The 23,266-nt window shown below is 57.6% G+C and carries 16 protein-coding genes and 2 pseudogenes; 10 read left to right on the forward strand and 8 right to left on the reverse strand.

Annotated elements, in window-relative coordinates; genetic code table 11:
• Positions 1 to 29: 29 nt before the first annotated feature.
• Positions 30 to 2,243 carry an alpha-xenorhabdolysin family binary toxin subunit A gene (locus ACYZTX_RS26255; RefSeq protein WP_462036474.1) on the reverse strand — a complete coding sequence of 738 codons (2,214 nt, stop codon included), beginning with the start codon at positions 2,241 to 2,243 and terminating at the stop codon, positions 30 to 32.
• A gap of 496 nt (positions 2,244 to 2,739) precedes the next feature.
• On the opposite strand from ACYZTX_RS26255, the gene ACYZTX_RS26260 reads away from it, so the two are divergent.
• The 5 genes from ACYZTX_RS26260 (at position 2,740) to ACYZTX_RS26280 (ending at position 6,020) form a co-directional block, all read left to right on the forward strand.
• Positions 2,740 to 2,988, forward strand: coding sequence for a hypothetical protein (locus ACYZTX_RS26260; RefSeq protein WP_462036475.1), 249 nt, complete (start codon positions 2,740 to 2,742; stop codon positions 2,986 to 2,988).
• Between the two features lie 456 nt (positions 2,989 to 3,444).
• Entirely contained in the window at positions 3,445 to 3,576 is a 132-nt protein-coding gene (locus ACYZTX_RS26265; protein ID WP_462036476.1) for a hypothetical protein, read from the forward strand.
• A 162-nt stretch (positions 3,577 to 3,738) separates the two neighbouring features.
• Positions 3,739 to 4,098, forward strand: coding sequence for an IS66 family insertion sequence element accessory protein TnpB (tnpB, locus tag ACYZTX_RS26270; RefSeq protein WP_462036477.1), 360 nt, complete (start codon positions 3,739 to 3,741; stop codon positions 4,096 to 4,098).
• A 17-nt stretch (positions 4,099 to 4,115) separates the two neighbouring features.
• On the forward strand, positions 4,116 to 5,669 hold the full coding sequence (gene tnpC, locus ACYZTX_RS26275; protein WP_462036478.1) for an IS66 family transposase: 1,554 nt from the start codon (positions 4,116 to 4,118) through the stop codon (positions 5,667 to 5,669).
• A gap of 114 nt (positions 5,670 to 5,783) precedes the next feature.
• Positions 5,784 to 6,020, forward strand: coding sequence for a hypothetical protein (locus ACYZTX_RS26280; protein WP_462036479.1), 237 nt, complete (start codon positions 5,784 to 5,786; stop codon positions 6,018 to 6,020).
• Here ACYZTX_RS26280 and ACYZTX_RS26285 read toward each other — a convergent pair.
• Together ACYZTX_RS26285 and ACYZTX_RS26290 are read right to left on the reverse strand one after the other, a co-directional pair.
• Positions 6,017 to 6,724 carry a tetratricopeptide repeat protein gene (locus ACYZTX_RS26285; RefSeq protein ID WP_462037113.1) on the reverse strand — a complete coding sequence of 236 codons (708 nt, stop codon included), beginning with the start codon at positions 6,722 to 6,724 and terminating at the stop codon, positions 6,017 to 6,019. The two genes, ACYZTX_RS26280 and ACYZTX_RS26285, sit on opposite strands and share 4 nt — an antisense overlap.
• Positions 6,725 to 6,781: 57 nt before the next feature.
• On the reverse strand, positions 6,782 to 7,462 hold the full coding sequence (locus ACYZTX_RS26290; protein WP_462036480.1) for a Fe2+-dependent dioxygenase: 681 nt from the start codon (positions 7,460 to 7,462) through the stop codon (positions 6,782 to 6,784).
• A 206-nt stretch (positions 7,463 to 7,668) separates the two neighbouring features.
• Between ACYZTX_RS26290 and ACYZTX_RS26295 the strand changes: the two are divergent.
• Both ACYZTX_RS26295 and ACYZTX_RS26300 read left to right on the forward strand, forming a co-directional pair.
• Positions 7,669 to 9,929 (forward strand): annotated as a pseudogene (locus ACYZTX_RS26295) (TonB-dependent receptor).
• Between the two features lie 131 nt (positions 9,930 to 10,060).
• Positions 10,061 to 12,589, forward strand: a complete 2,529-nt coding sequence (locus ACYZTX_RS26300; RefSeq protein WP_462036481.1) for a PepSY domain-containing protein — start codon at positions 10,061 to 10,063, stop codon at positions 12,587 to 12,589.
• Positions 12,590 to 12,723: 134 nt separating this feature from the next.
• On the opposite strand, the gene ACYZTX_RS26305 is transcribed toward ACYZTX_RS26300, so the two are convergent.
• Together ACYZTX_RS26305 and ACYZTX_RS26310 are read right to left on the reverse strand one after the other, a co-directional pair.
• Positions 12,724 to 14,265, reverse strand: a complete 1,542-nt coding sequence (locus ACYZTX_RS26305) for an alkaline phosphatase D family protein (RefSeq protein WP_462036482.1) — start codon at positions 14,263 to 14,265, stop codon at positions 12,724 to 12,726.
• Positions 14,266 to 14,432: 167 nt separating this feature from the next.
• A complete protein-coding gene (locus tag ACYZTX_RS26310) occupies positions 14,433 to 14,741 on the reverse strand; it encodes a DUF6124 family protein (protein WP_462036483.1) in 309 nt (102 codons plus the stop codon).
• Between the two features lie 553 nt (positions 14,742 to 15,294).
• On the opposite strand from ACYZTX_RS26310, the pseudogene ACYZTX_RS26315 reads away from it, so the two are divergent.
• Both ACYZTX_RS26315 and ACYZTX_RS26320 read left to right on the forward strand, forming a co-directional pair.
• Positions 15,295 to 15,834 (forward strand): annotated as a pseudogene (locus tag ACYZTX_RS26315) (S-type pyocin domain-containing protein); the annotation flags it as partial.
• 205 nt (positions 15,835 to 16,039) lie between these two features.
• The gene (locus ACYZTX_RS26320) at positions 16,040 to 16,423 is read left to right on the forward strand and encodes a DUF7683 domain-containing protein (RefSeq protein WP_462036484.1); all 384 of its coding nucleotides are present in this window, start codon (positions 16,040 to 16,042) and stop codon (positions 16,421 to 16,423) included.
• Here ACYZTX_RS26320 and ACYZTX_RS26325 read toward each other — a convergent pair.
• From ACYZTX_RS26325 to ptsP, 3 genes are read right to left on the reverse strand one after another with little or no spacing between them, the layout of a single operon-like run.
• Complete coding sequence (locus ACYZTX_RS26325) at positions 16,413 to 18,152, reverse strand: PTS fructose-like transporter subunit IIB (RefSeq protein ID WP_462036485.1); 1,740 nt, start codon at positions 18,150 to 18,152, stop codon at positions 16,413 to 16,415. The genes ACYZTX_RS26320 and ACYZTX_RS26325 overlap by 11 nt on opposite strands.
• A gap of 11 nt (positions 18,153 to 18,163) precedes the next feature.
• Positions 18,164 to 19,105: a 1-phosphofructokinase gene (gene pfkB / locus ACYZTX_RS26330; RefSeq protein WP_462036486.1), complete on the reverse strand. Its 942-nt coding sequence runs from the start codon at positions 19,103 to 19,105 to the stop codon at positions 18,164 to 18,166.
• Positions 19,105 to 21,966, reverse strand: coding sequence for a phosphoenolpyruvate--protein phosphotransferase (ptsP, locus tag ACYZTX_RS26335; protein WP_462036487.1), 2,862 nt, complete (start codon positions 21,964 to 21,966; stop codon positions 19,105 to 19,107). Before ptsP ends, pfkB begins: the two co-directional genes overlap by 1 nt.
• Before the next feature lie 301 nt (positions 21,967 to 22,267).
• Between ptsP and cra the strand changes: the two genes are divergently transcribed.
• Positions 22,268 to 23,263, forward strand: coding sequence for a catabolite repressor/activator (cra, locus tag ACYZTX_RS26340; protein ID WP_462036488.1), 996 nt, complete (start codon positions 22,268 to 22,270; stop codon positions 23,261 to 23,263).
• Positions 23,264 to 23,266: the final 3 nt, after the last annotated feature.

The following is a 23,266-nucleotide window of genomic DNA, read 5'->3' on the forward strand; positions in this document are numbered from 1 at the left end:
GTGGGCGTACGGCCCACCTCCTCAACTCCTTATGGCTGCTGAATAGTCTTCATGTATTTAGCAACGTCTGCGATCCTGGCAATCGCGGTATCCGCTCGTTCCTCGACGGGCAGCGACTTATCTTGCTTGAATTCGAGGGAGAACTTTTCGAAGTCGGCAACCAGATTCGAAAATTCGTTCACATATGCCCAGCGCCCATCGTCCAACTCGTCCAGGGTCATTACCAATTCAATCTTCCCATCAATCTGGGCGATACCTTTGTTGTATTGTTGCAACTGCCCCCTCAGATCGCCAGCTTTCTCCTTAAGCCTGTTGTACGCCGCCAGCATGTTTAGATAATTAATGGCCTCCCCAATACCAGAAATCAATTTTTTAAGTGTATCAATAGCCAACAGTGCGATTTGAATCTGCGGTGGCGCCAAACCCAGTGCTTTCAGATTATCCAGCGATAACTGAGCTTCATCACCGATTTTTTCGACACCGGCTTTCCCGATCAAGTCAATCGCTTCGGACACGGACTTCATCTGCTCGTTCAGTTCAGCCAATTTTACTTCGGATTTACTTTTTAGCTCTTCCGTGAGTGCCCGATCCTGCTGGAGCGTATCAACCCATTTTTTCGAGGTAGCCCTGTCATAGGGGGCGCTAATACGTTTATGGATACTTTTAACATCCTCTGCTTGTGCGGACATTATGTTGAAAAGATTTTTGAGTTCCACTTCCATGTCCTCACGAACTTCGTCCACATCGTCCGGATACTCAAGCTCTGCTTGAAAGCCTTTCAGTCTTTTCTCCGCACGTCCCAAATTGAGACTACTTGTCTGGGCCTGGTTACGTATATCGAATGTTGTCTTGTTGATAGCAACCGCCAGATCATTCATTGCTCCGACAGTGCCAGGCAAGTAATCATACTGTTGCACAAGCATTTGTGCAGTGGTGTTCGTGCCTTGCAGCGCGGCATTGTGCCTACGCAAGTCTGCCATATTGAAAATCGGGTGTTCCGGATTATTAAACAGGGAATCCATGTCCATCTTGCTCCTAAAAATCAAACGACCGTTCTCATATTCTCTTTCCGCCTCATCGAACACGTCACGCAATTGATCCGAACTCACTTTAATTTGTTCCCAAGGATCAATGATACTGAGTATCTGATTTTTAAACCGCCTCAAAGAAGTCGCGTCCTTTAACCCATCGACCGCTTGAATGGAGGCGGCGATATATAAACTCAGCGCATTCCACACAAGCATAAGATTTTGAGTTGCAGCGTCAGCTTCGATCGTAACGGAGCTCAGGTTCTGAAGATCATCACGCACTCTATTCAAGGAGTTCAGCGTCTGGCTTTTACTGCCCATCTTTTCATTGGCGACTTGCTGTGCTTCCTTCAGTTTATTTCGTTCATTGCGTATCTTTCCAGCCTTGACACCCTGATAGATGCCAAGAATCAAACCACCGATATTGAGGGTCGCAGCCGCCTTGATCGCTTCCTGAACGAGTTGGTCATATTGTTTATTGAGCTCATCAATCTCTTTCGAGCGCTGGTCAATTTCATTTTGCAAATCCTGAACATCTTTCTGATACGTATTTCTGGAAACAAATTCCAATCGCAGTTTTATTTCCGGCAGCACTTTCGCGCGCAAATCGGTACCAAAACTATCCAGTTCTGCTTTTACCCTCTCGGCCTTTTCATTACACCACTTAACCTTCGCAAGCATGTCATTGAGGTAAGCCTTGATATCCGACACATCCCCTGAAGGCAACTCAAGATCGGGAAGATTCGGGAACGGGAGTTTCAGAAACTCCTCGGGTGTATCGATATTATGATCTTCCAGGTATTTCGATGCCTTGTGATCTTCATAGACCTCTACAATTGCCGCACCCGTTCTGATAATGCTGCCAGCGAAAACGTAAAGGTCGGTTCCTGTCAGCATTATCTCCTGGCGCAATGGCGACCAGCGCAGGGCATGATCATACGTCATTGTGAAAGTGCGTAGAAAATCCTTGGCGGCAAGTCCCGTGCCGCCAGTATCACCGGCGCCATAATTTAAATAGGCAACTACATCTGTTAGCCGAACGGGAAAAGAAAGCCCTAAGACCTCATACTTCCTCAGACTAATAATCTGCTCTTTGGTTAGCTGAATCCCGGGTTCTCGATTATATTCCTCACCCTCACCAAGCGATGCCTCCACAAACATTCTGGGCGCTTTTGCAGCGGCCTCGACTACCTTATCATCTATCTTGTACGCCACCTTAGACTCCTTGTCTTTTCAGACGTTAATATTATTTAAGTTTGCTCTCCATACTGACAAGTCGCTTCATACAACCCAATTGCAGATATCGAGAAACCAAACCTTATAGCACCTTGATAATTACTCACAAGCCTTCAAATATTAAAATTCAAGACAACTCATACACTGCCAACGGCAACACCCAATCAATAAATACTTTAAATACAAACACCGCCGACTCGCTGACCGAATAGACTTATATCGAATCAAGACCCAATCACTACAGCTACCACTTCGCCTCATGACATCACGCACACTCGACTAGTGCATTTAACTTAATCAAGCAATGCTCTTTATCACGCAACATCATTTTACGTTTAACACCGTATAACCTGTATAAATAACCCGTGATCGCTCACGGTTTTTTTATTTTTGCATCGATACCTCCCTTCCCCCCTTGATTCGTCAGAGGGATGAACTCACCGAGCAAGTCCGCAAGAAGCATGTACTCACGGGAATGTTGCAGACGCTGCATAACCGTCTGTACAGCGTAGACACTTACATTATCGGTGCTGTCAGCAGCACCGCCCTGCTGGAAACCTTGTGGATCACCATTTCCGAATACATCAACTCGTCAAAAAACAAAATTGATGGCATTCACGAATTCCTGTCGTTAAGAGTATTTGTTACGAGCCTGCGGGTTGTTCTCGAAGACTGGAAAAAAATCGATGCTAACGCAAAAGCCCTTACCCCTGCATTCGACTGACGCTACCATTCCTCTCTTTCGCGAAACCCTTCATAAATAAGGATACTTATGACAACTCTATTGTTTACCGCGCCTGATATGTCGCTGATTCGTGACAGCCGGGAAACTATCCGTTCTCACGCTATTATCGGCTCTGCAGACTTATATATTGAAGCGCTTAGAAATTAACTTCTTGAACTTAATACCGGGGTCACCAGCACGGACCAGGCAGTCTCCAAGGCATTAACTTCTGCCATCATCAGCCTGGATACCAAAGCGCTGCGTGATACGCTGGAAGCGCTGGTCGCACTGACAGAAGACGAAAATGCAGAGACTGAAAAAGCCATTCAATCTTATACAAAAATCGCCGACCAATTGATCACAATGCGCACAGAAACGCTGAATAAGTTACAGCGAAATTGAGCCCCCATCAGCAATAACAGATTCAAAATTGACGAACTGGTTGAAGCACAGGCAGTGCTCGCCGCGCAGCTTGACGTTGAAAAAGTACCCGTGGAAAAACTGCTCGGTGATGAAAAGTCACTGAACGAAGCGATCAGCCTGTTTGAAAGTCTCAGCATTATCGATCGCCTCAAACCGCTGCAATGAAGGCTGGCCTGTTGGTTGCGAACAAGTTTCTTGATGAGCAAACGAACTGATCAAATACCAAGACTTGATCAAAGCTCGGTAACCGCTCCATAAACCCCACATTCAAAGCCAGCAGTTGATCCCCGAAGCTGTACTCCGATTTCTCTCTGGAGCCAGCACGTCATGATGCGACCCGACGCTAAAGTCGAAAAAGTGTACCTCTATCCCAAGCCCGTGGACTTCCGAAAATCCATCGACGGCCTGGCCGCCTTGGTCGAGCTGGATATCAAGGTCGCGGTGTTCGACCCTGTGCTTTTCGTCTTTCTGAATCGCCACCGTAATCGACTGAAAATCCTTTACTGGGAGCGCAACGGCTTCTGCCTTTGGCTCAAGCGCCTGGAATCCGAGCGTTTTAAAACATCGCCCGACGCCAGCGACGAGGCCATCGTGCTGAGCGTCCAGGAATTGAACTGGTTGCTCGACGGTTTTGACCTGTGGCGCAATCGCCCTCATCAGGTTTTGACTCCAAGATTCGTCGCCTGACGGGTATAATCCGGGGCATGATTTCGATGCCCGAACACCTTCCTGATGACCCAGAACTTCTCAAGCAAATGCTGCTTGATGCGTTCGACGCGCTCGCTCGCCAGCAGGAAGTGGGTCAGGCTTACGAAACGCATATTGTTGACCTGAAAGAACAGATCAAATTGTTACGCGACCGTTTGTTCGGTCGTAAATCCGAGCAAACAGTCGAGCCCAACACGCCGCAACTGGCCTTATTCAACGAACCCGAAAGCGAACCAATGCCCGTCGTCGGCGATGCCGATGAGGAAGTCGTTGCTCCAGTTCCGCGCCGTGGCAAGCGCAAGCCACTGTCGGCTGATCAGCCGCGTATTGAAGTCATCCACGAACTGCCCGAACACGAACTGACCTGTGCCTGCGGTTGCCGCAAGCATGTGATCAGTGAAGAAACCAGCGAGCAGCTGGACATCGTGCCAATGCAGATTCGGGTGATCAAACACATCCGCAAAGTCTACGGTTGCCGCGGTTGTGAAACGGCTCCGGTCACCGCTGACAAGCCCGCTCAATTGATCGAAAAGAGCATGGCCAGTCCGAGCGTGTTGGCGATGCTGTTGACCACCAAGTATGTCGATGGCTTGCCGCTGCATCGTTTCGAGACGGTGTTGAGTCGACACGGTATCGATATCCCGCGTCAGACCCTCGCCCGCTGGATTATCCAGTGCGGGGAGCACTTGCAACCGCTGCTGAATCTGATGCGCGACCGGTTGCTGGAAAGCCCGGTCATTCACTGCGATGAAACCCGCGTCCAGGTACTTAAAGAGCCGGATCGAGACCCGACCAGCCAATCCTGGATGTGGGTGCAGGCCAGCGGGCCACCCGATCGAAAAGTCGTGCTGTTCGACTACACCTCCAGCCGTGCGCAGGACGTGCCGTTGCGCCTGCTGGAAGGTTATCGCGGCTATGTGATGACCGACGATTACGCGGGATATAACGCGTTGGCGTTGCAACCGGGCGTGGAACGTCTGGCGTGCATGGCCCATGCACGGCGCAAGTTCGTCGATGCGCAAAAAGTGCAGCCCAAGGGCAAGACGGGACGTGCCGATATCGCGCTGACGATGATCAACAAGCTGTACGGCATCGAGCGTGAACTCAAGGATGTCAGCGATAAGCAGCGTTTTATCGTTCGTCAGGAAAAGAGCCTGCCGATCCTGGCTCAGTTGAAAAGCTGGCTGGATAAAACGCAGTCGCAGGTGACGCCGCAAAGTGCGCTTGGCAAGGCCGTTAATTATCTGGCCAGCAACTGGAGCCGCCTGGAGCGCTACGTGGAGGCCGGATTTTTACCGATTGACAACAATCCGGCGGAGCGTGCAATAAAACCGTTTGTGATCGGGCGCAAGGCATGGCTGTTCAGCGATACGCCCAAAGGCGCGACTGCCAGCGCCCAGATCTACAGCCTGGTCGAAACCGCGAAGGTCAACGGCCAAGAGCCCTATACGTGGCTGCGCCACGTACTGGAGCGACTGCCGCATGCGCAGTCAGTAACCGACTATGAAGCATTGCTGCCGTGGAACTGCTCACCGGAAATGCCACGGTAAACGGGAAGCGCATCTGACGGTAGGTGTGCTTCATGGATCGCATACAAAGCTCGAACGACGCTGCGGGTCCGCCTCAACGCGCGCCAGGAACGCCTGGATTCACTGGTCGCACAGATGAATGACAACGACAAGAGAACCAAACAGTTGAACGACACCAAAAAGGTGATCGAACCCCGAAACACCTATGCGGATGAGACGAGAAGAATTGTCGATTCATTCTCGCTGCTCTTAGAGGCAATCACACTAGATGCGGAAAACGACGTCATCAAAAAGGGTCAGCAACTGGTAGCGCATGCGAAGTCTTTTACGCCCCCCCTTGAAAATCTCAAAGGTCAGTGGCTGCGCGGTTAATTCAGTTGATGAGCGAGTTGGGTCACCCGTTGCTGATAGTGCTGAGCCATTGCGCGAATCCCGGGGTGTGGAGCGTTGAGTAACGCTTCCCCGCTTACCCGCAGAAAGTTCTGGTTACCGTCGGCCAATGCCCGGCGTAACCAGGACATTGCTTCGTCAATCTGCCCTTCATCTGCCAACAGCGCCGCAAAACTGAATTGACCTCGAAAATCCCCGCCTTCGGCAGATCGTCGATACCAGAGTCGCGCCGCATGCGGGTCAGCGAGGCAAAACTCGCCTTCTTCCAGATACCGTCCCAGTAGGTTCATGGACTTCGCGTGGCCCAGTTCGGCTGCCTGTCGATACAGACCCAAAGCTTGCAGCTGACTCACCGCCACACCACGCCCAGTCGCCAGCAGATTGGCGAGGTTGTACATCGCCCAATCCAGCCCGGCTATTGCCGCGATTCGATAATGCCGCGCGGCAATCGAGGCGTCGGCGTTGCAACCCCAGCCATGTTCATGGCAACGACCGAGCATGTTGCGCGCCATCAGATGTCCACGCTGAGCGGCAATATCGAACCAGCGCAAGGCCAGCGGTTGATCCTGGGTGATGCCCTGCCCGTCCAGCAAAATCTGCCCGAGCAAGGCCTGAGCATCGAGAACACCTTCACGGGCAGCGATCAGAATCGCCTGAGCCGCCCGCGCCGGACTTTCGTCGAGCATCGCTTTGAGCCGATCACCGTCGAGGACTTCCTCACGGCGTAAACGAAAGTCCGACACTTACACCTCAACCCAGCGACGCAACAGGTTGTGGTAAGTGCCGGTGAGGCGAATCAGCGATGGGTGGTCAGGCATGTCCTGGGTCAACTGCTGGATCGCCCCGTCCATCTCGAACAGCAAGGCGCGCTGGCTGTCTTCGCGCACCAGACTTTGGGTCCAGAAAAATGAGGCGTATCGGGTGCCGCGGGTGACGGCGTTGACCTTGTGCAGGCTGGTGCCGGGGTACAAGACCATGTCGCCGGCGGGCAACTTCACCCGTTGGGTGCCGAAAGTGTCCTGGATTTCCAGCTCGCCGCCGTCGTAGTCGTCCGGCTCGCTGAAGAACAGCGTGGCCGACAAATCAGTGCGCACGCGCTCGATGCTGCCCTTGGGCTGACGCACGGCGTTGTCGATGTGAAAGTCGAAACTGCCGCCGGCCGTGTAACAGTTCAGCAACGGAGGGAAAACCTTGTGCGGTAACGCGGCTGACATGAACAGCGGATTTTTCCATAGCCGTTCAAGCATCGCCGCGCCGACTTCCTTGGCCAGCGGATGACCTTCGGGCAGTTGCAGATTGTGCTTGGCTTTGGCCGACTGATAGCCGGCGGTGATCTTGCCGTCAGCCCAATCCGCCTGCGTCAGGGCCTCGCGAATGCGCTGCACTTCTTCTTTCGCGAACACGCCGGGAATGTGCAGCAACATGGAAAGACACCTGAAGGCAAAGGGACGCCAATGGTATTGATTCTTATTGGCTCTGTAAAACCCCTGTGACGAACGAGACTGCAAAAACCGTAAGAGTAAATTGTAAAGAATGTAAATTCATCGCAAATAGTAACGTTTCGCAATTGATACAAATACGTGTTTACCCTATATTCCGCGGCCTCAAATCCTTGGGGAGGGGAATTCTCATGTCACGCCAACAACCACAATTACCGGTCAGTTCACGCGTTTGCTCGCGACTGCAATTGGCGTGGCGATCACTGCCGGCTCTGCGGGCCACATGGCTTTCGCGGCGGAAAAGACCAACGAAAAAGCGCCGAGCAACGTGATTTCCCTGGGCGCTACCGATATCACCGGCGACGCCCAGGACGAGACCTCCTACAAGACCGATACCTCGGCCAACAAGAAGTACACCGCGCCGCTGCGCGAAACGCCGAAAAGCGTCACGGTGATTCCGCAGCAAGTGATTCGCGACACGGGCGCCACCAGTCTCGTCGACGCGCTGCGTACCACCCCGGGTATCACGTTCGGTGCCGGTGAAGGCGGCAACCCGGCCGGCGATCGTCCGATCATTCGCGGCTTCAACGCAGAAAGCGACGTGTTTATCGACGGCATGCGCGACCCTGCATCCCAGAGCCGCGAGATCTTCAACATAGAATCGATCGAAGTCAGCAAGGGTCCGGGATCGGCCTTCACCGGCGCGGGTTCCACCGGTGGCAGCCTGAACCTGGTGAGCAAGACCGCCAAGCTGGGCAATGCCTACAACGGCGGCTTCACCTGGGGTTCGGACCAGACCAAGCGCACCACCCTCGATCTGAACCAGCAGATGACCGACACCTCGGCCTTCCGTCTGAACCTGATGAAGCATGAAGCCAACGTAGCCGGCCGTGATGCCGTAGACGTCAGCCGTTGGGGCGTGGCACCTTCCTTCGCGTTCGGCCTGGGTACCGACACCCGCCTGACCGTCGGCTACTACCATGTCGAAACCGACGACATGCCCGACTACGGCCTCCCGTTGACCTTGAGCCCCAACCGCAGCAAGTACAACGTCGACAAACCTGTGCATGTCGATCGCGACAACTTCTACGGCCTCACCGGTCGCGACTATCGCCAGACCAGCAACGACAGCGGCACCCTCAAGATCGAACACGATCTGAATGATGCCCTGACCGTCTCGAACAGCTTCCGCATGTCCCGTTCGACGCTCGACTACATCGTCACTAACCCGGACGACAGCAAGGGCAACGTGGCTCTTGGCAGCGTGTACCGTGGCGCGAAAAGCCGTAACTCGACCTCCAGCGGCTGGATCAACCAGACCGACCTGAGCGCAAAGTTCAACACCGGAGCCATCGAGCACAGCCTGGTCACCGGCCTTGAGTTTTCCTATCAAGACACCCACAACCGCCCGTACATCCTGACCTCGACCGCCAGCGGCACTCGGTGCAACCGCGCCCTGTTCAACTCCGGCGACTGCACCAGCCTGCAGAACCCGACGCCTGGGGATAACTGGAACGGCTCGATCACCGACAGCGCCGCGTTCACCGACACCGACACCAAAACCGCTGCGGCCTACGTGTTCGACACGCTGAAATTCAACGAACAATGGTCCCTGAACCTGGGCTTGCGTTATGACAACTACGAGGTCGAATCCAGCGGCTTCGCCAACGCTAGCAGCACAGCTCCAGCGGGCAGTTTCTCCCGTCAGAATACCAGCGACCTGGTGAACTACCAGATCGGCGTGGTCTACAACCCGTTGCCTAACGGCAGCATCTACGCGGCCTATTCCACCTCCAGCAACCCGGCTGGCGAAACCAGCGGCAACGGTGGTCTGGAACTGGCAGCGAACAACAGCCGTCTGGATCCAGAAAAGAACCGCAACTACGAGATCGGCACCAAGTGGGACTTCTTCGGTGACGATCTGTCGCTGACCGCCGCGCTGTTCCGTACCGAGAAAACCAACGCGCGGATCAACGATCCTGACGGCGGCACCACTCAAGTGCTGGACGGCGAACAGCAGGTCAATGGCCTGGAACTGAGCTACGCCGGCAAGCTGACCCGTAACTGGAGAGTCTTCGGCGGCTACACCTACATGGACAGCGAAGTGGTCAAAACCACCCTCGCCGCCGATGAAGGCAACCACATGCCAAGCACTCCACAGAACAACTTCACGTTCTGGTCGACCTACGACCTGGTACCGGACAAGTTGACCCTCGGCGCCGGTGCCACGTTCGTCGATTCGCAGTTCGGTAACGTCGCCAACTCGGTGGAGATCCCCTCCTACTGGCGCTACGACGCAATGGCCAGCTATCGCCTGACCAAGAACGTCGACCTGCAACTCAACGTACAGAACCTGACCGACAAGCGTTACTTCGACCAGATACTGCAGAACCACTACGCCCACGTGGCGGCGGGTCGTACCGCCCTGCTGAGCGCCAACTTCCACTTCTGATAGAAGTGTGAAGACCGAGGCCCCGTTCATCCAGGTGAACGGGGCTTTTGTGCGTAAAAAGAATGTTTCTCGACAACCCACGGCATAATGCGCGCCGTGATGATTATTTCCGAACGAACAAGGCGAGCGACGTGTTGAAGAAAACCCTGTTCCAGTTGCACTGGTTTTTCGGCATCAGCGCCGGACTGGTACTGGCCCTGATGGGCATCACCGGGGCGACGGTGTCGTTTCAGGATGAAATCCTGCGCGCGTTGAACCCTTCTGTGTTGCAGGTCGAGAAGCAAGTCGCTGGCGTCCTGCCGCCTGCCGAACTGGTGGAAAAAATCGAGGGTGCATCCGGCAAGAAAGTCGCGATGCTCTGGGTCGAGACCGACAGCGGCAACGCCGCGCGGGTGTCCTTTACCCCGCCACCGGGTGAGCGCCGTGGCGAGATGCGCTACTTCGATCCGTATACCGCCGAGTTCATGGGCGACGTCACTGGCCAGGACTTCTTTGGCCTGATGCTGCAGCTGCACCGTTTCCTCGCCATGGGCGATACCGGCCGGCAGATCACCGGCGCGTGCACGCTGATTCTGGTGTTCTTCTGCCTGTCCGGTCTGTACCTGCGCTGGCCACGTCAGTGGAAAAGCTGGCGCGCCTGGCTGACCCTCGACTGGAAGAAAAAAGGTCGCAGCTTCAACTGGGATTTGCACTCGGTGGCCGGCACCTGGTGCCTGGTGTTTTACCTTCTGGCGGCGCTGACCGGGTTGTCCTGGTCCTATGAGTGGTACAACAAGGGCCTGACCCGATTACTTTCCGACTCACCGCAGAACGAGCGTGTTCGGGGCGGTCGTGGCCCTGCACTGAGCGGCCCGGCACCCACCGCCGATTACGCTGCGATGTGGAGCAGCATCTACAGCGCTGCCGGTCCGGCACTGAGTGCCTACAACATCCGCATGCCGCCCGTGGCCGGGCAGCCGGCCACCGTGTTCTACCTGTTGAACAGCTCACCCCACGACCGCGCACAGAACCAGATCAGCCTCGATCCGGTGACCGGCATCGTCAAACGGCATGACCGCTACAGCGACAAGAGCCTCAAGGCGCAACTGCTGACCAGCATTTACGCGCTGCACGTCGGCAGTTACTTCGGCATTGTCGGGCGGATTATCCTGACAATTACCGCGCTGACGATGCCGCTGTTTTTCGTCACCGGTTGGTTGTTGTACCTCGATCGTCGACGCAAGAAAAAGCAGATCAAGGATACCCGCAAAGGCCTCGCGCAACCGGGTAGCGACGCTCCTGCATGGCTGATCGGCTTCGCCAGCCAGAGCGGGTTTGCCGAACAACTGGCGTGGCAGACCGCAGGACAATTGCAGGCAGCCGGATTGCCGGTGAAGGTTCAGCCGCTGGCGGATGTCAGCGAGCAGGATCTGCGTGATTCCGGCAATGCGCTGTTCGTGGTCAGTACCTTCGGCGACGGTGAAGCGCCGGACAGCGCCCGCAGGTTTGAGCGCAAAGTGCTGGGCCAGGCATTGAGCCTGGAAAGCCTGAACTACGCCGTGCTCGGCCTCGGTGATCGGCAGTATCAGCACTTCTGCGGATTCGCCCGACGCTTGCACACCTGGCTGGGCGAGCATGGCGGCAAGACCCTGTTCGCGCCGGTAGAAGTCGACAGCGGCGACCCTTACGCCTTGCGTCACTGGCAGCAGCAACTCGGCCTGCTGACCGGACAGACGCCCGTAGACACCTGGCAAGCGCCGAGCTACGACAACTGGACGCTGACCCGCCGCGAACGGCTCAACCCTGACAGTATCGGTTCGGGCGTGTACTTGCTCGGCCTCACCGCCCCGTCCACCAGCAGTTGGCTGGCCGGTGACCTGGTGGAAGTGTTGCCGCGCAATTGCCCGTGGGCAATCGAACATTTCCTCGATGGCCTGGGCATTGACGGTCGGGCCACTGTTACGCTCGACAGCCTGTCACAACCGCTGGAGCAAGCCCTCGCCAGTCGACAACTGCCCGAAAACAGAACCCATCTGGTCGGCCTGCACGCTCAGGCACTGGTGAATGCCTTGGTGCCCCTGGCCATGCGCGAATACTCCATCGCCTCGATCGCCGCCGACGGCATCCTCGAACTGATCGTGCGCCAGGAACTGCATCCCGATGGCAACCTGGGCGTCGGCTCCGGCTGGTTGACCGAACACGCTCCTGTGGGCGGCACCATCAGCTTGCGCGTAAGGCGCAACAGCGGTTTCCACCTGCCGGTCGAGCCGGTACCGATGATCCTGCTGGGCAACGGCACCGGCCTGGCCGGGCTGCGCAGTTTGCTCAAGGCGCGGATCGCCGATGGGCAGCAACGCCATTGGCTGTTGTTCGGCGAACGTCATCGGGAACATGACTACCTGTGCCGCGCCGAGCTGGAAGAGTGGCTGATTTCGGGGGATCTGGAGCGGTTGGACCTGGCGTTCTCGCGGGACCAGGCCGAGAAGGTTTATGTGCAGGATCGACTGCGTGAGTCGGCTGGGGAGTTGAAGACGTGGTTAGCGGACGGTGCCGTTATTTACATCTGCGGCAGTTTGCAGGGAATGGCTTCAGGCGTGGATCACGTGCTCAACGAACTACTCGGAATTGAAGAAGTCGACCGCCTGATCGAACAAGGCCGCTACCGCCGCGACGTCTACTGACCCACCCTTTATTAAATGTGGGAGCGGGCTTGCTCGCGAAAGCGGACTAACAGGCAACTCATTTGTTGAATGTTAGTCCGCTTTCGCGAGCAAGCCCGCTCCCACATTGATCGAAGTCAGCCTGCTATTTCATCTCAAACCGGCTGCAACTTCTGCTCAAACACCGCCACTCCATCCAGATCACGCAACACCACGCTCATCTCCCCCGTCTGCCCATCAATGTTCACCTCACCAAAAAACTGAAACCCTGCAAACGGTGAAGTGTTCTGCGCCGGAGGTGCCTTTTCGAACACCACTTCAGGACCAAAGGTTTTATCCAGCGGATTCGGTCCGTAGCTCCCCGCATTCAATGGCCCGGCGACAAACTCCCAGAACGGCTCGAAATCCTGAAACGCTGCGCGATCCGGGAGGTAGTGATGGGCCGCGCAGTAATGCACATCCGCTGTCAGGAAAACAAAATTGCGCACCTGTTGCGCCCGTAGAAAACCGAGCAGTTCGGCAATTTCCAGCTCACGCCCCTGAGCCGGTCCAGGGTCGCCGTTGGCCACCGCTTCCCAGCGCGCCACGCCAGGGCTGACTTCGCCGTCGGGTACGCCGAGACCAATCGGCATGTCAGCAGCGATGACTTTCCACTGGGCATTGGAGGCCTTCAATTCACGTTTCAGCCAGTCCAGTTGTTCACGGCCGAGGAACGGTTTAGCGGCACCCAGGTTGTCGTCATTGGCTTCGCGATAACTGCGCATGTCGAGCACAAACACATCAAGCATCGGACCATAACTGAGCTTGCGATAAATCCGCCCACCGCCATCGGCACTCTGCAACCGCATCGGTGCGTATTCGAGCCAGGCCTGACGCCCGCGACCGACCAGGCTGTGGATATCCTTACTCTTGTAGCGCTCATCCAACGTCTTGCCCGGCGACCAGTTGTTCACCACTTCATGATCGTCCCACTGCCAGATCTGCGGGACCTCGGCGTTGAAGCGGCGGATGTTTTCGTCCATCAGGTTGTAGCGGTAATTGCCGCGATATTCATCGAGGGTTTCCGCGACTTTGCTCTTGGCTTCAGTGGTGATATTGCGCCACACACGGCCGCTCTCTGTGGTGAGCTGCGCAGGTATGGGGCCGTCGGCGTAGATGGTGTCGCCGCTGTGGATAAAGAAGTCTGGAAGGCGCAAACGCATGGCTTCGTAGATGCGCATGCCGCCGATGTCCGGGTTGATGCCGAAGCCCTGGCCGACGGTGTCGCCGCTCCAGACGAAACGGATGTCGCGACGGGTTTGCGGCACGCTGCGCAGATGGCCGAACCAGGGTTCGCTGGCGACGCCGCTCTGGGCGTCTTCGAAGCGCACACGGTAGAAAATCGCCTGGTCGGCGGGCAGGCCAGTGAGTTCGACCCGTGCGGTGAAATCGGTATTGGAGACGGCCAATGGCGAGACAAAACGACGAGGATTATTGAACAGGCTGCGGGTGTCCCATTCCACCACCATCCGCGCCGGGCGATCGCAACGACTCCAGATCATCGCCCGGTCGCCCAGCACGTCGCCGGACTGCACGCCATCGGTGAGTTGCGGACGATCCTTGACCGAGGCGATCACCGCCGGCGCCAGGCCTGGCAACAACAGCCCGGCACCGACCGCTTGCATGACACGACGGCGGCCGAGGTCGAATTCGCTCATGGTGTTCTCCCTGAAAAGGAAAACTTAAGCATGTATGCATGACGTCCGTGTGAAAACGCAACCTCCTGTGGGAGCGAGCCTGCTCGCGAAGACGATTTAACATTCAACAAATGTGCTGACTGTCAGACCGCTTTCGCGAGCAGGCTCGCTCCCACAGTATCCGGCGGCTAGCCGGGCGGATCGAGATTATCCAGTACCCGGTTCACCGCCAGTTCTCCCAGCATGATCGACTGCTGAATCCCCAGCAGTGTGTTGCACTGAGATCCTTTCAGATACCTCGCGAAGTCACTCGCCATGACATTCGCTGAGGCCAGCGATTCGCAGGCGTATTCCAGCAACGTTTGGTTGTCGATTTCGGGGTCTATGAGGAAGATTGTGCTGGGCTTGCGTGGATTCTGGTTGAGTTTTTCTGGATCGATTGATTCGGATCGAGCGGCCGGGTCGTCGCCCGGCGGATTTGTAGTCGATTTAAACATTTCCTGGATACCAATATTAGGGCGGCCACTCTCGAGCTACTAAACAAGAGGTGGTAGCTGTACGCAGGTTAGTAGACCGGGAATCCAGGAAGCCGGCGCGCCCGAGAGCGCCCTACGCACAGCCACCATATGGTGCAGGGATGAATACCTGACTATCTGATGCGCTATACGCCCCGGAAAACCACGGGCTACTAAACCCGATCACTGATGGGCAGTGACGAGAACCAAGTTACAGACGGCCCCCAAGGCGCACAAGCCGGCGGATTCTGGCGCAGTTGTAGGCAACGGCGCAAGGCTGTGTAGCCTCCGGGACAACCGCATGTTGATGCAAAAAAAAGCAGCTCCCGGGACCAGTAGGAACAGGTTTGTCCACTGGTCGGCAATATAGGGAAAACGGAATATGGCATTTGGGAATAGCCCTACAGCCAGCACTTGAACTCCCCGCTAGGGGGATGTTTTTCATCGAAAGTATGGAAGCTTCTATATGTGAGGCTGTCCCCGCTGTAGCCCCCGCAAACCGACCCCAGACGACATACGGCGTCAAGATGCAGACATTCTCCGATATGAAAAAGGACTGGCTCGCGATGAAGTCCGACGGAACGAGCGCCCCTCGCAGCCAGAGGCGAAGCCCAATACCATGGGTTGCGTGTTCGCCAAAAGCTGCAACCTCCCAGACGGCGTAATTAATCACAACAACTCGACCGGGTTTGTCCCCGTCGAGAAACTGAGTGACTACGGGTTTTGGGCAGTGCTTGGCACCGGGGTCGCGATCACCGCCGAAGGGATTCCACTGAAACTGGTGGGTGCCTCGGCAACGGGCGGCGTCATTTCCCAACGTCTCGGCGGTTCTCTTGCACTGCGTCTACTAACAGGCTCAGCGGTTGTGGCGACTGGTGCAGCGGTCGGGACAGTTGCGGTGTTGATGCCGAACACCAGCATTTCGCCAGACAGTGCCTTTTACCAAAATGAGCAATACGCAATGCTGGATACGGGGCGAACCCGTGTCCGTATTAATGTAAAGGCATTGCCGGATGGCTCAGTCAACGCTTACGGCTTTTACACAGGCGGGAAAAAAGCCTGGGAGTTTGTCCCGGACCATTACCACGGATGCCCTGATGCCGATAATGGCTTGGCATAAAGAAGAGGATGCCATGGCAAGCCATCTACTATCCGCCGGGCAGGTTGCAGCCATTGAGAATCTCGCAATGATTGAACTTCCCAAGGAGCTAATGCTGTATCTCAGCAGCTACGAGTGTGCCTTGAATGGCGCGCAACTCAGGGTCTGGATTTAAAGAAAAATGAAACATGTCATAGAGGTCTTCGACAGACACAGTGAGGAGCTTCTCCTGAGTGTGGAAATACCCAATAGCCGTCACAAGGAACTAGCAAAACTAATGGATTGGCATACACCAGAGGATGAGTTTGACGGCTACGATCTTTCGCTAGAACAAGTGCGAACACTTGAAGGCTGCCGGCAGAACCCTGAGAGACGAGAATCACATCGTGCAGTTGGTGTGTATCGAATAACCCATTCCGACGTCATCAGTGATTTGCCAACACAGCAGATCCCTTGGGGGAGCGAGCCTGCTCGCGAAAGCGGCCTGACAGTCGATGTCTATGTCGAATGTCAGTCCGTCATCGCGAGCAAGCCCGCTCCCACAGGGTTGGGTGTCAGGCGCTGACGGGCTCTATTGCTATCTCAACGACTTCCGGTCGCTTGAGCAGCGCATACGCCACCGCCGTCAGCAGACTCCCGGCCACAATCGCCAGCAGATACAACAGCGCATGGTTGATCGCATTCGGGATCGCCAGCACGAACAACCCGCCGTGCGGCGCCATCAGTTTGCAGCCGAAGTACATCGACAGCGCACCGGTCAATGCACCACCGGCAATGCTCGCCGGAATCACCCGCAGCGGGTCTTTGGCGGCAAACGGAATCGCACCTTCGGAGATAAAGCACAGCCCCAGTACCAACGCGGCTTTACCGGCCTCGCGTTCAGTCTGGGCGAACTTGCGCCGGGCAATAAACGTGGCGATACCCAGGCCAATCGGCGGCACCATGCCGGCCGCCATGGTCGCAGCCATCGGTGCATAACTTTGCGATGCCAGCAGCCCCACCGAGAACGCATACGCGGCTTTGTTGATCGGCCCGCCCAGGTCGACGCACATCATCGCGCCCAGCAACACACCGAGCAGAATCGCGTTGGTGGTGCCCATGCTGTCGAGGAAGTGCGTAAGCCCTTCGAGCATCCCGGCCACCGGTTTGCCGACGATGTAAATCATCACCAGGCCGGTGAACAGACTCGCCAGCAACGGGATGATCAGAATCGGTTTCAGTGCCTCAAGACTTTGCGGCAAACGCGCATAACGATTGATCGCCTGCGCCGCGTAACCAGCGATGAAACCGGCAATGATCCCGCCGATAAACCCGGCGCCCAGGGTGCTTGCCAGCAGGCCGCCAATCATCCCCGGCGCCAGGCCCGGACGGTCAGCGATCGAGTAGGCGATGTAACCCGCCAACAGCGGCACCATCAGCTTGAACGCGGTCTCGCCGCCGATCTGCATCAGGGCAGCTGCGAGCGTGCCTTCCTCCTTGAAGGCCGTGATGCCGAACACGAACGACAAGGCGATCATCAGACCGCCCGCCACCACCATCGGCAGCATGAACGACACGCCGGTCAGCAGGTGTTTGTAGACACCACTTTTCTCTTGCCTGGCCGGGCCTTTGGCACCGCTGGAAGCGGTTTCTTGAGTGCCTTCGGTCAACGCTTTATTCAACGTCGCTTCGGCTTGTTTGAGGGCGATGCCAGTACCACAACGGTAAATCTTCTTGCCGGCGAAACGCTCGGTAGCGACTTCAATATCACAGGCCAGCAGCACTACGTCCGCATCGGCAATCGCTACGGCGCTCAACGGATTGCGCGCACCGACCGAGCCCTGGGTTTCCACTTGCAGGTCGTAGCCCAGGCGCTTGGCCGCTTGCTGCAAAGCTTCGGCGGCCATGAAGGTGTGAGCGACGCCGGTCGGGCATGCGGTAATCGCGACCAGACGCGGGGCGTTTTTTACGAGGGCGGCAGGCTCTGCCACGGCCTCGGGGGCGACATAAACATGAGCTTCTTCAGCACCGCGCCGTAGCACCGCTTCCACATCTTGCAGGGCTTGCGCCGGGGTGGTTTGGAACACCCGTTTGCCGACGAATCGCGACATATCCACAGGCGCGCTGGTCACCAGCAACACCCACTCGGCCGCCTCGATCGTGGCCGCCGACAATTGACGTTCAGGGTGCGCGGCATCGTTGACTTCGACACTGGTGCTCCACCCCTGACGCTGGGCCGCTGCATCGAGCAAACGGGCGCACAGCACGCTGGTGACCATGCCATTCGGGCAGGCAGTAACAATCGCTAACTTCATTACAAACCCTCTTATTGTTCTGTCAGGGTGCGCATGCGCACGCCCTGTTCGAGCCGCGCCAACTGCGTGGCGTCGCCAATGCCGAAACCGATCTGGGTGACCGCCATCGCAGCAATCGCCGTGGCAGTGCGCAAGGTCTGTTCAGGCGTGTCGGCGCTGAGCAAACCGTGGAGCATGCCGGCCAGTAATGAATCGCCTGCACCCACCGTGCTGACGACACTGACCTTGGGCGGCGTGGCATGCAGCGCCGAGCCGACACTGAACCAATTCACCCCGTCGGCACCGTGGGAGATCACCACGTGTTCGATGCCTTGAGAGTGCAGGCGGCTAGCCGCTTGCGCCTGGGCGGCCACCGAAACCACCTCGCAGCCCAGCACATCGGCCAGCTCTTCGGTGTTCGGTTTTATCAACCACGGACCGGCGTTGAGCGCTGCCCGCAAGGCTTCACCGCTGGTGTCCAGCGCCACTTTCAAACCGAGATTTTTCAACCGCACAATCAACGCCTGCAACCATTGCGGGCTGATGCCTTGAGGCAGGCTGCCGGCAACGACGACCGCGTCATACCCCGGCGCAATCTGGTCGAGGCGATTGAGCAATGCCTGCTGCGCGGCTTCACTCACCAAGGGCCCGGGACCGTTGATGTCGGTGATGCGCCCATCGCTTTCCGCCAGTTTGATGTTGCTGCGAGTCTCACCCGGAACACGGATGAACGCGTCGACAAACCCGCGTTTGGCAAACAGGGTTTCGAACGCTTGAAGGTTGTCCTCTCCGAGGAAACCGCTGACCGTGAGCTGATGCCCGAGGTCCGCCAGCACCTGTGCCACGTTCACGCCTTTACCGGCGGCGTGGGTGTGCATCTCGTCGCTACGGTTGACCTGACCCGGTGCAAGTACCGGCAACTGGACGGTGAGGTCCAGCGCCGGGTTGAGGGTCAGGGTTAGGATCTTGGCCATTACAGGGCCTCCACTAATGCGCGCACTTCGTTTGCGCTGCCCACGGCCAGGGCCTGCTGAGCAAGGATTTGGGCCTGGGCCAGGTTGAGTTCGCGAATCCGCGCCTTGACCTCGGCAATGCTGCGACCCGACACACTCAACTCATCCACACCGAGACCGACCAGCACCGGCACCGCCAGCGGATCGGCCGCCAGCTCGCCGCACACGCCGACCCACTTGCCGTTGGCATGCGCCGCACGCACGGTGATGTCGATCAGTTGCAGCACTGCCGGGTGCAAGCCATCAGCCTGGGCCGACAAGGTTGGATGACCACGGTCGATGGCCAGGGTGTATTGGGTCAGGTCATTGGTGCCGACACTGAAGAAGTCGACCTCTTTGGCCAGTACCGGAGCGAGCAATGCAGCCGACGGCACCTCGATCATGATCCCCAGTTGCAGGTCGGCAACCGGAATTTCCAGACGCAGACGTTCGGTCATGTCCCGAGCCTGGCGCCATTCATCGACGCTGCCGACCATAGGGAACATGATCCGCAGCGGGCGGTTGTCGGCAGCACGCAGCAAGGCACGCAACTGCGCTTCCATGATCTGCGGACGTTGCAGGGTCAGGCGAATACCGCGCACGCCGAGGAACGGGTTTTCTTCTTTGGCGATCGGCCAATACGGCAGCGGCTTGTCGCCACCGACATCGAGGGTGCGCACCACCAGCGGCCGACCGGCCAGACCATCGAGAACACGACGGTATTCGACTTCCTGGGTCGCCTCGTCCGGCGCTTGCGAGTGAGCCATGAAAATCAGTTCGGTGCGCAGCAGGCCAATGCCTTCGGCGCCCTGCTCGACCGCACTGGTGACACCCGCGCTTTCGCCGATGTTGGCGAACACTTCGACCGCATGACCGTCGGTGGTCAATGCCGGTTGATGGCGTTGTTCGGCGGCCGCTTTCAGACGTTGCTCGCGGGTGTCGCGCTCTTCGGTGGCGCGCTGCAAGGTCGCCGCGTCGGCGTCCACGTGCAGGCGGCCGCGTTGACCATCAATCAGCAATGGCGTGCCCGGCGCCAGCAGCAACACGGCCGGACCGGCGCCGACCAGTGCCGGAATCCCGAGGGCTCGCGCGACAATGGCGCTGTGGGCGGTGGCGCCGCCACGGGCGGTGAGGATGCCGGCGACGCGGGTCGGATCAAGGCGGGCGACATCGGACGGACCGACTTCATCCATCACCAGAATGTACGGTTGCTCAGGCTCGCTCGGGGTTTCGACGCCACTCAGCTGCGCCAATACCCGACGACCGATATCACGCAAGTCGGCCGCGCGCTCGGCGAGCAACGCGTCCTGCAGCGACTCCTGTTGTTTGGCCGCCGCTTCAATCACTGCCATCCACGCCGCTTCGGCACTTTCGCCTTGCTTGAGACGGGTATCGACTTCATCGGTCAATTCCGGGTCGTCGAGCATTTCCTGGTGCGTGATGAAAATCTCGCGAATGGCCTTGGACGTGCTGCGTTCGATCAGGCCTTCGATGTCGCGACGAACGTCCGCCAACGCCTGTTTGAGACGCTCGCGCTCGATCGCGGCAGACTCACCGCGCAGCGGGTAATCGATGGTTTGCAGCACTTGAATGTGCGCCGGGCCGATGGCGATGCCCGGTGCGGCGGCAATGGCCTGAACCAGACTGCCGGACGCTGGCGCGAGGATCACCTCGGCCACATCGGCAATCACTTCGCGCTGTTGACTCACGGCTGGCAGCGGTTCGACGTCTTCACCGAGGCCTTCTTCGATGGCCGCCAACAAGGCTGGCAAGGCATCGGCGGCGATGCTCGGTTCGGCGACAAATTCCAGCACCTGACCGCGACGGGCGCCGAGGCTGAGCAGTTTGCTCAAGCTCTTCACTGACACTGCGCTGTCCTGGCCATCGACGATGCGCACGCGAACTTCGCCTTCAAAACTTTTCGCCAGTTGCGCGAGGATCTTCGCCGGACGCGCGTGCAACCCGTGGGCGTTGGCCAGCGCGATGCGCGCGCTGGGCCAATCGGCCGGCAGTTCACCGCCAAGGACTTCGAGGACTTTACGGCTGCTGGTGGCGCGGCCCAATTCATGGCCACGACCTTCGATCAGCAGCGCACAAAGGCGTTCGAGCAAGGCCTGATGGGCTTCACCGAGGCTGGCCAGGCAGAACAGGCCACTGAGCGGCTGGCCGAGGTAGCGTATGGGTTTGTCCGGCGTGACGAAGGCCAGGCCCGGACGCTTGACCGTTTGCTCGCTGTGCAACCACCACAGGCCATCGCCCAGCGGCAGCGCTTCGACTTGTTGCAACACCGCAGAGAAACCGTTGCTCACACAGTCGGCCTGACGCAGCAAACGTGCACCACGCCAAACCAGTTCCTCGAAATCATCGGCGGATACACCGAGGCCGATCATCTGCGCATCCAGCGCCAGTTCTTGCGGTGCGCCTTGCAACAGTTTCAACAAGGCTTCGGCGGAACTGGCGCGGCGCAGCGCCTGGCCCAGGTCGGTTTCACCGAGGGCACGGGTCAGCAGCTGCAACAGGCGCAGGTGTTCGTCGGATTTGGCCGCAATACCAATTGCCAGGTAGACGATCTGACCGTCCCCCCAATCCACACCCTCGGGGAACTGCATCAGCCGCACGCCGGTGGAAAACACCTGATCGCGGGTTTCCGGCGTACCGTGGGGGATGGCAATACCTTGACCGAGAAAGGTCGAGCCCTGTACTTCGCGCGCCTGCAACCCGGCGAGATAACCCGCGTCCACCAGGCCATCGGCGACCAGATGCTGGGCCAGCAGGTGCAACGCTGCGGACTTATCCACAGCCGACTGGCCCATGGATATCTGCTCTATAGTGAGCTCGAGCATGCTTTCTCCTTTTTTGCGCCTTGTGACGCCAGGTATTGTTTTGAATGATTCAGCTTAGGCGCTTAGGCAAACCTTTTCAGGGGCAGTTTTGGCGGTTTCACGGCAGAACCGACAATGCAGCCTATAAGGTAGAAAACACGCTTGCTGAAACGTTTAATCTAGAATGATTGGCACGTTACTCGATAATGTCTCATCCTTGAAGTCCAATTGTCGGATGTGCTGCGACAATGGTCGTCTGCCTGAATCGGGTAGGATTGGCGAAAATGTCGGGCAAGCTCGAAAAAAACAAGGAAATCCCGGGTTGAAACTCAGTGATATCGCCCAGTTGGCCGGTGTGTCCGTTACCACCGCCAGCTATGTCATCAATGGCAAGGCAGAACAGCAACGTATCAGCAGTGCCACCGTCGAGCGCGTGCGCGCGGTCGTCGAACAACATGGCTTTACGCCCAATCCCCAGGCTGCCGGGCTGCGCAGTCGGCACACCCGCACCTTGGGTTTCATTCTGCCTGACCTGGAAAACCCCAGTTACGCACGAATCGCCAAACTGCTGGAACAAGGCGCCCGGGCTCGCGGCTATCAGTTGCTGATCGCCAGTTCCGACGATGCGCCGGACAGCGAACGGCAGTTGCTGCAACTGTTCCGGGCTCGACGCTGCGATGCGTTGATCGTTGCCAGTTGCCTGCCGGCCGGCGATGACAGCTATCGCCAATTGCAGGCCAAGGGCACCCCAATCATCGCGATCGACCGGGTCATGGAGCCTGAGCATTTCTGCTCGGTGATCAGCGATGACCGCGAGGCCAGCCTGCAACTGACCCGCAGTCTACTGGACCCGCTGCCCAAGCAGATCGCACTGATCGGCGCACGCCCCGAACTGAGCATCAGCCAGGAGCGGGCGGCAGGTTTTAAAGAAGCCTTGGTCGGATTCAAAGGCGAAGTGCTGATCGAGCACGGCGAGTCGTTCAGCCGTGAGTGCGGCAAGCAATTGATGGACGAATTGCTACAGCGTCTGGGCCATTTGCCGGATGCGCTGGTGACCACGTCCTACGTGCTGCTTCAAGGCGTGTTTGATGCCCTGCACGATGTCCCGCTGAAAACCCGCCCGCTGCGCCTCGGCACCTTCGGCGACACGCAGTTGCTGGATTTCCTGCCGCTGCCGGTCAATGCCATGGCCCAGCAGCATCAGCTCATCGCCGATAAAGCCCTGGAACTGGCCCTGGCCGCCATTGAACAATCGGATTACCAACCCGGCGTGCAGGCCATCGCGCGGACCTTCAAGCAGCGTATTCGCCAGGACTGAACC

It is taken from the genome of Pseudomonas sp. MDT1-17, assembly GCF_054898105.1.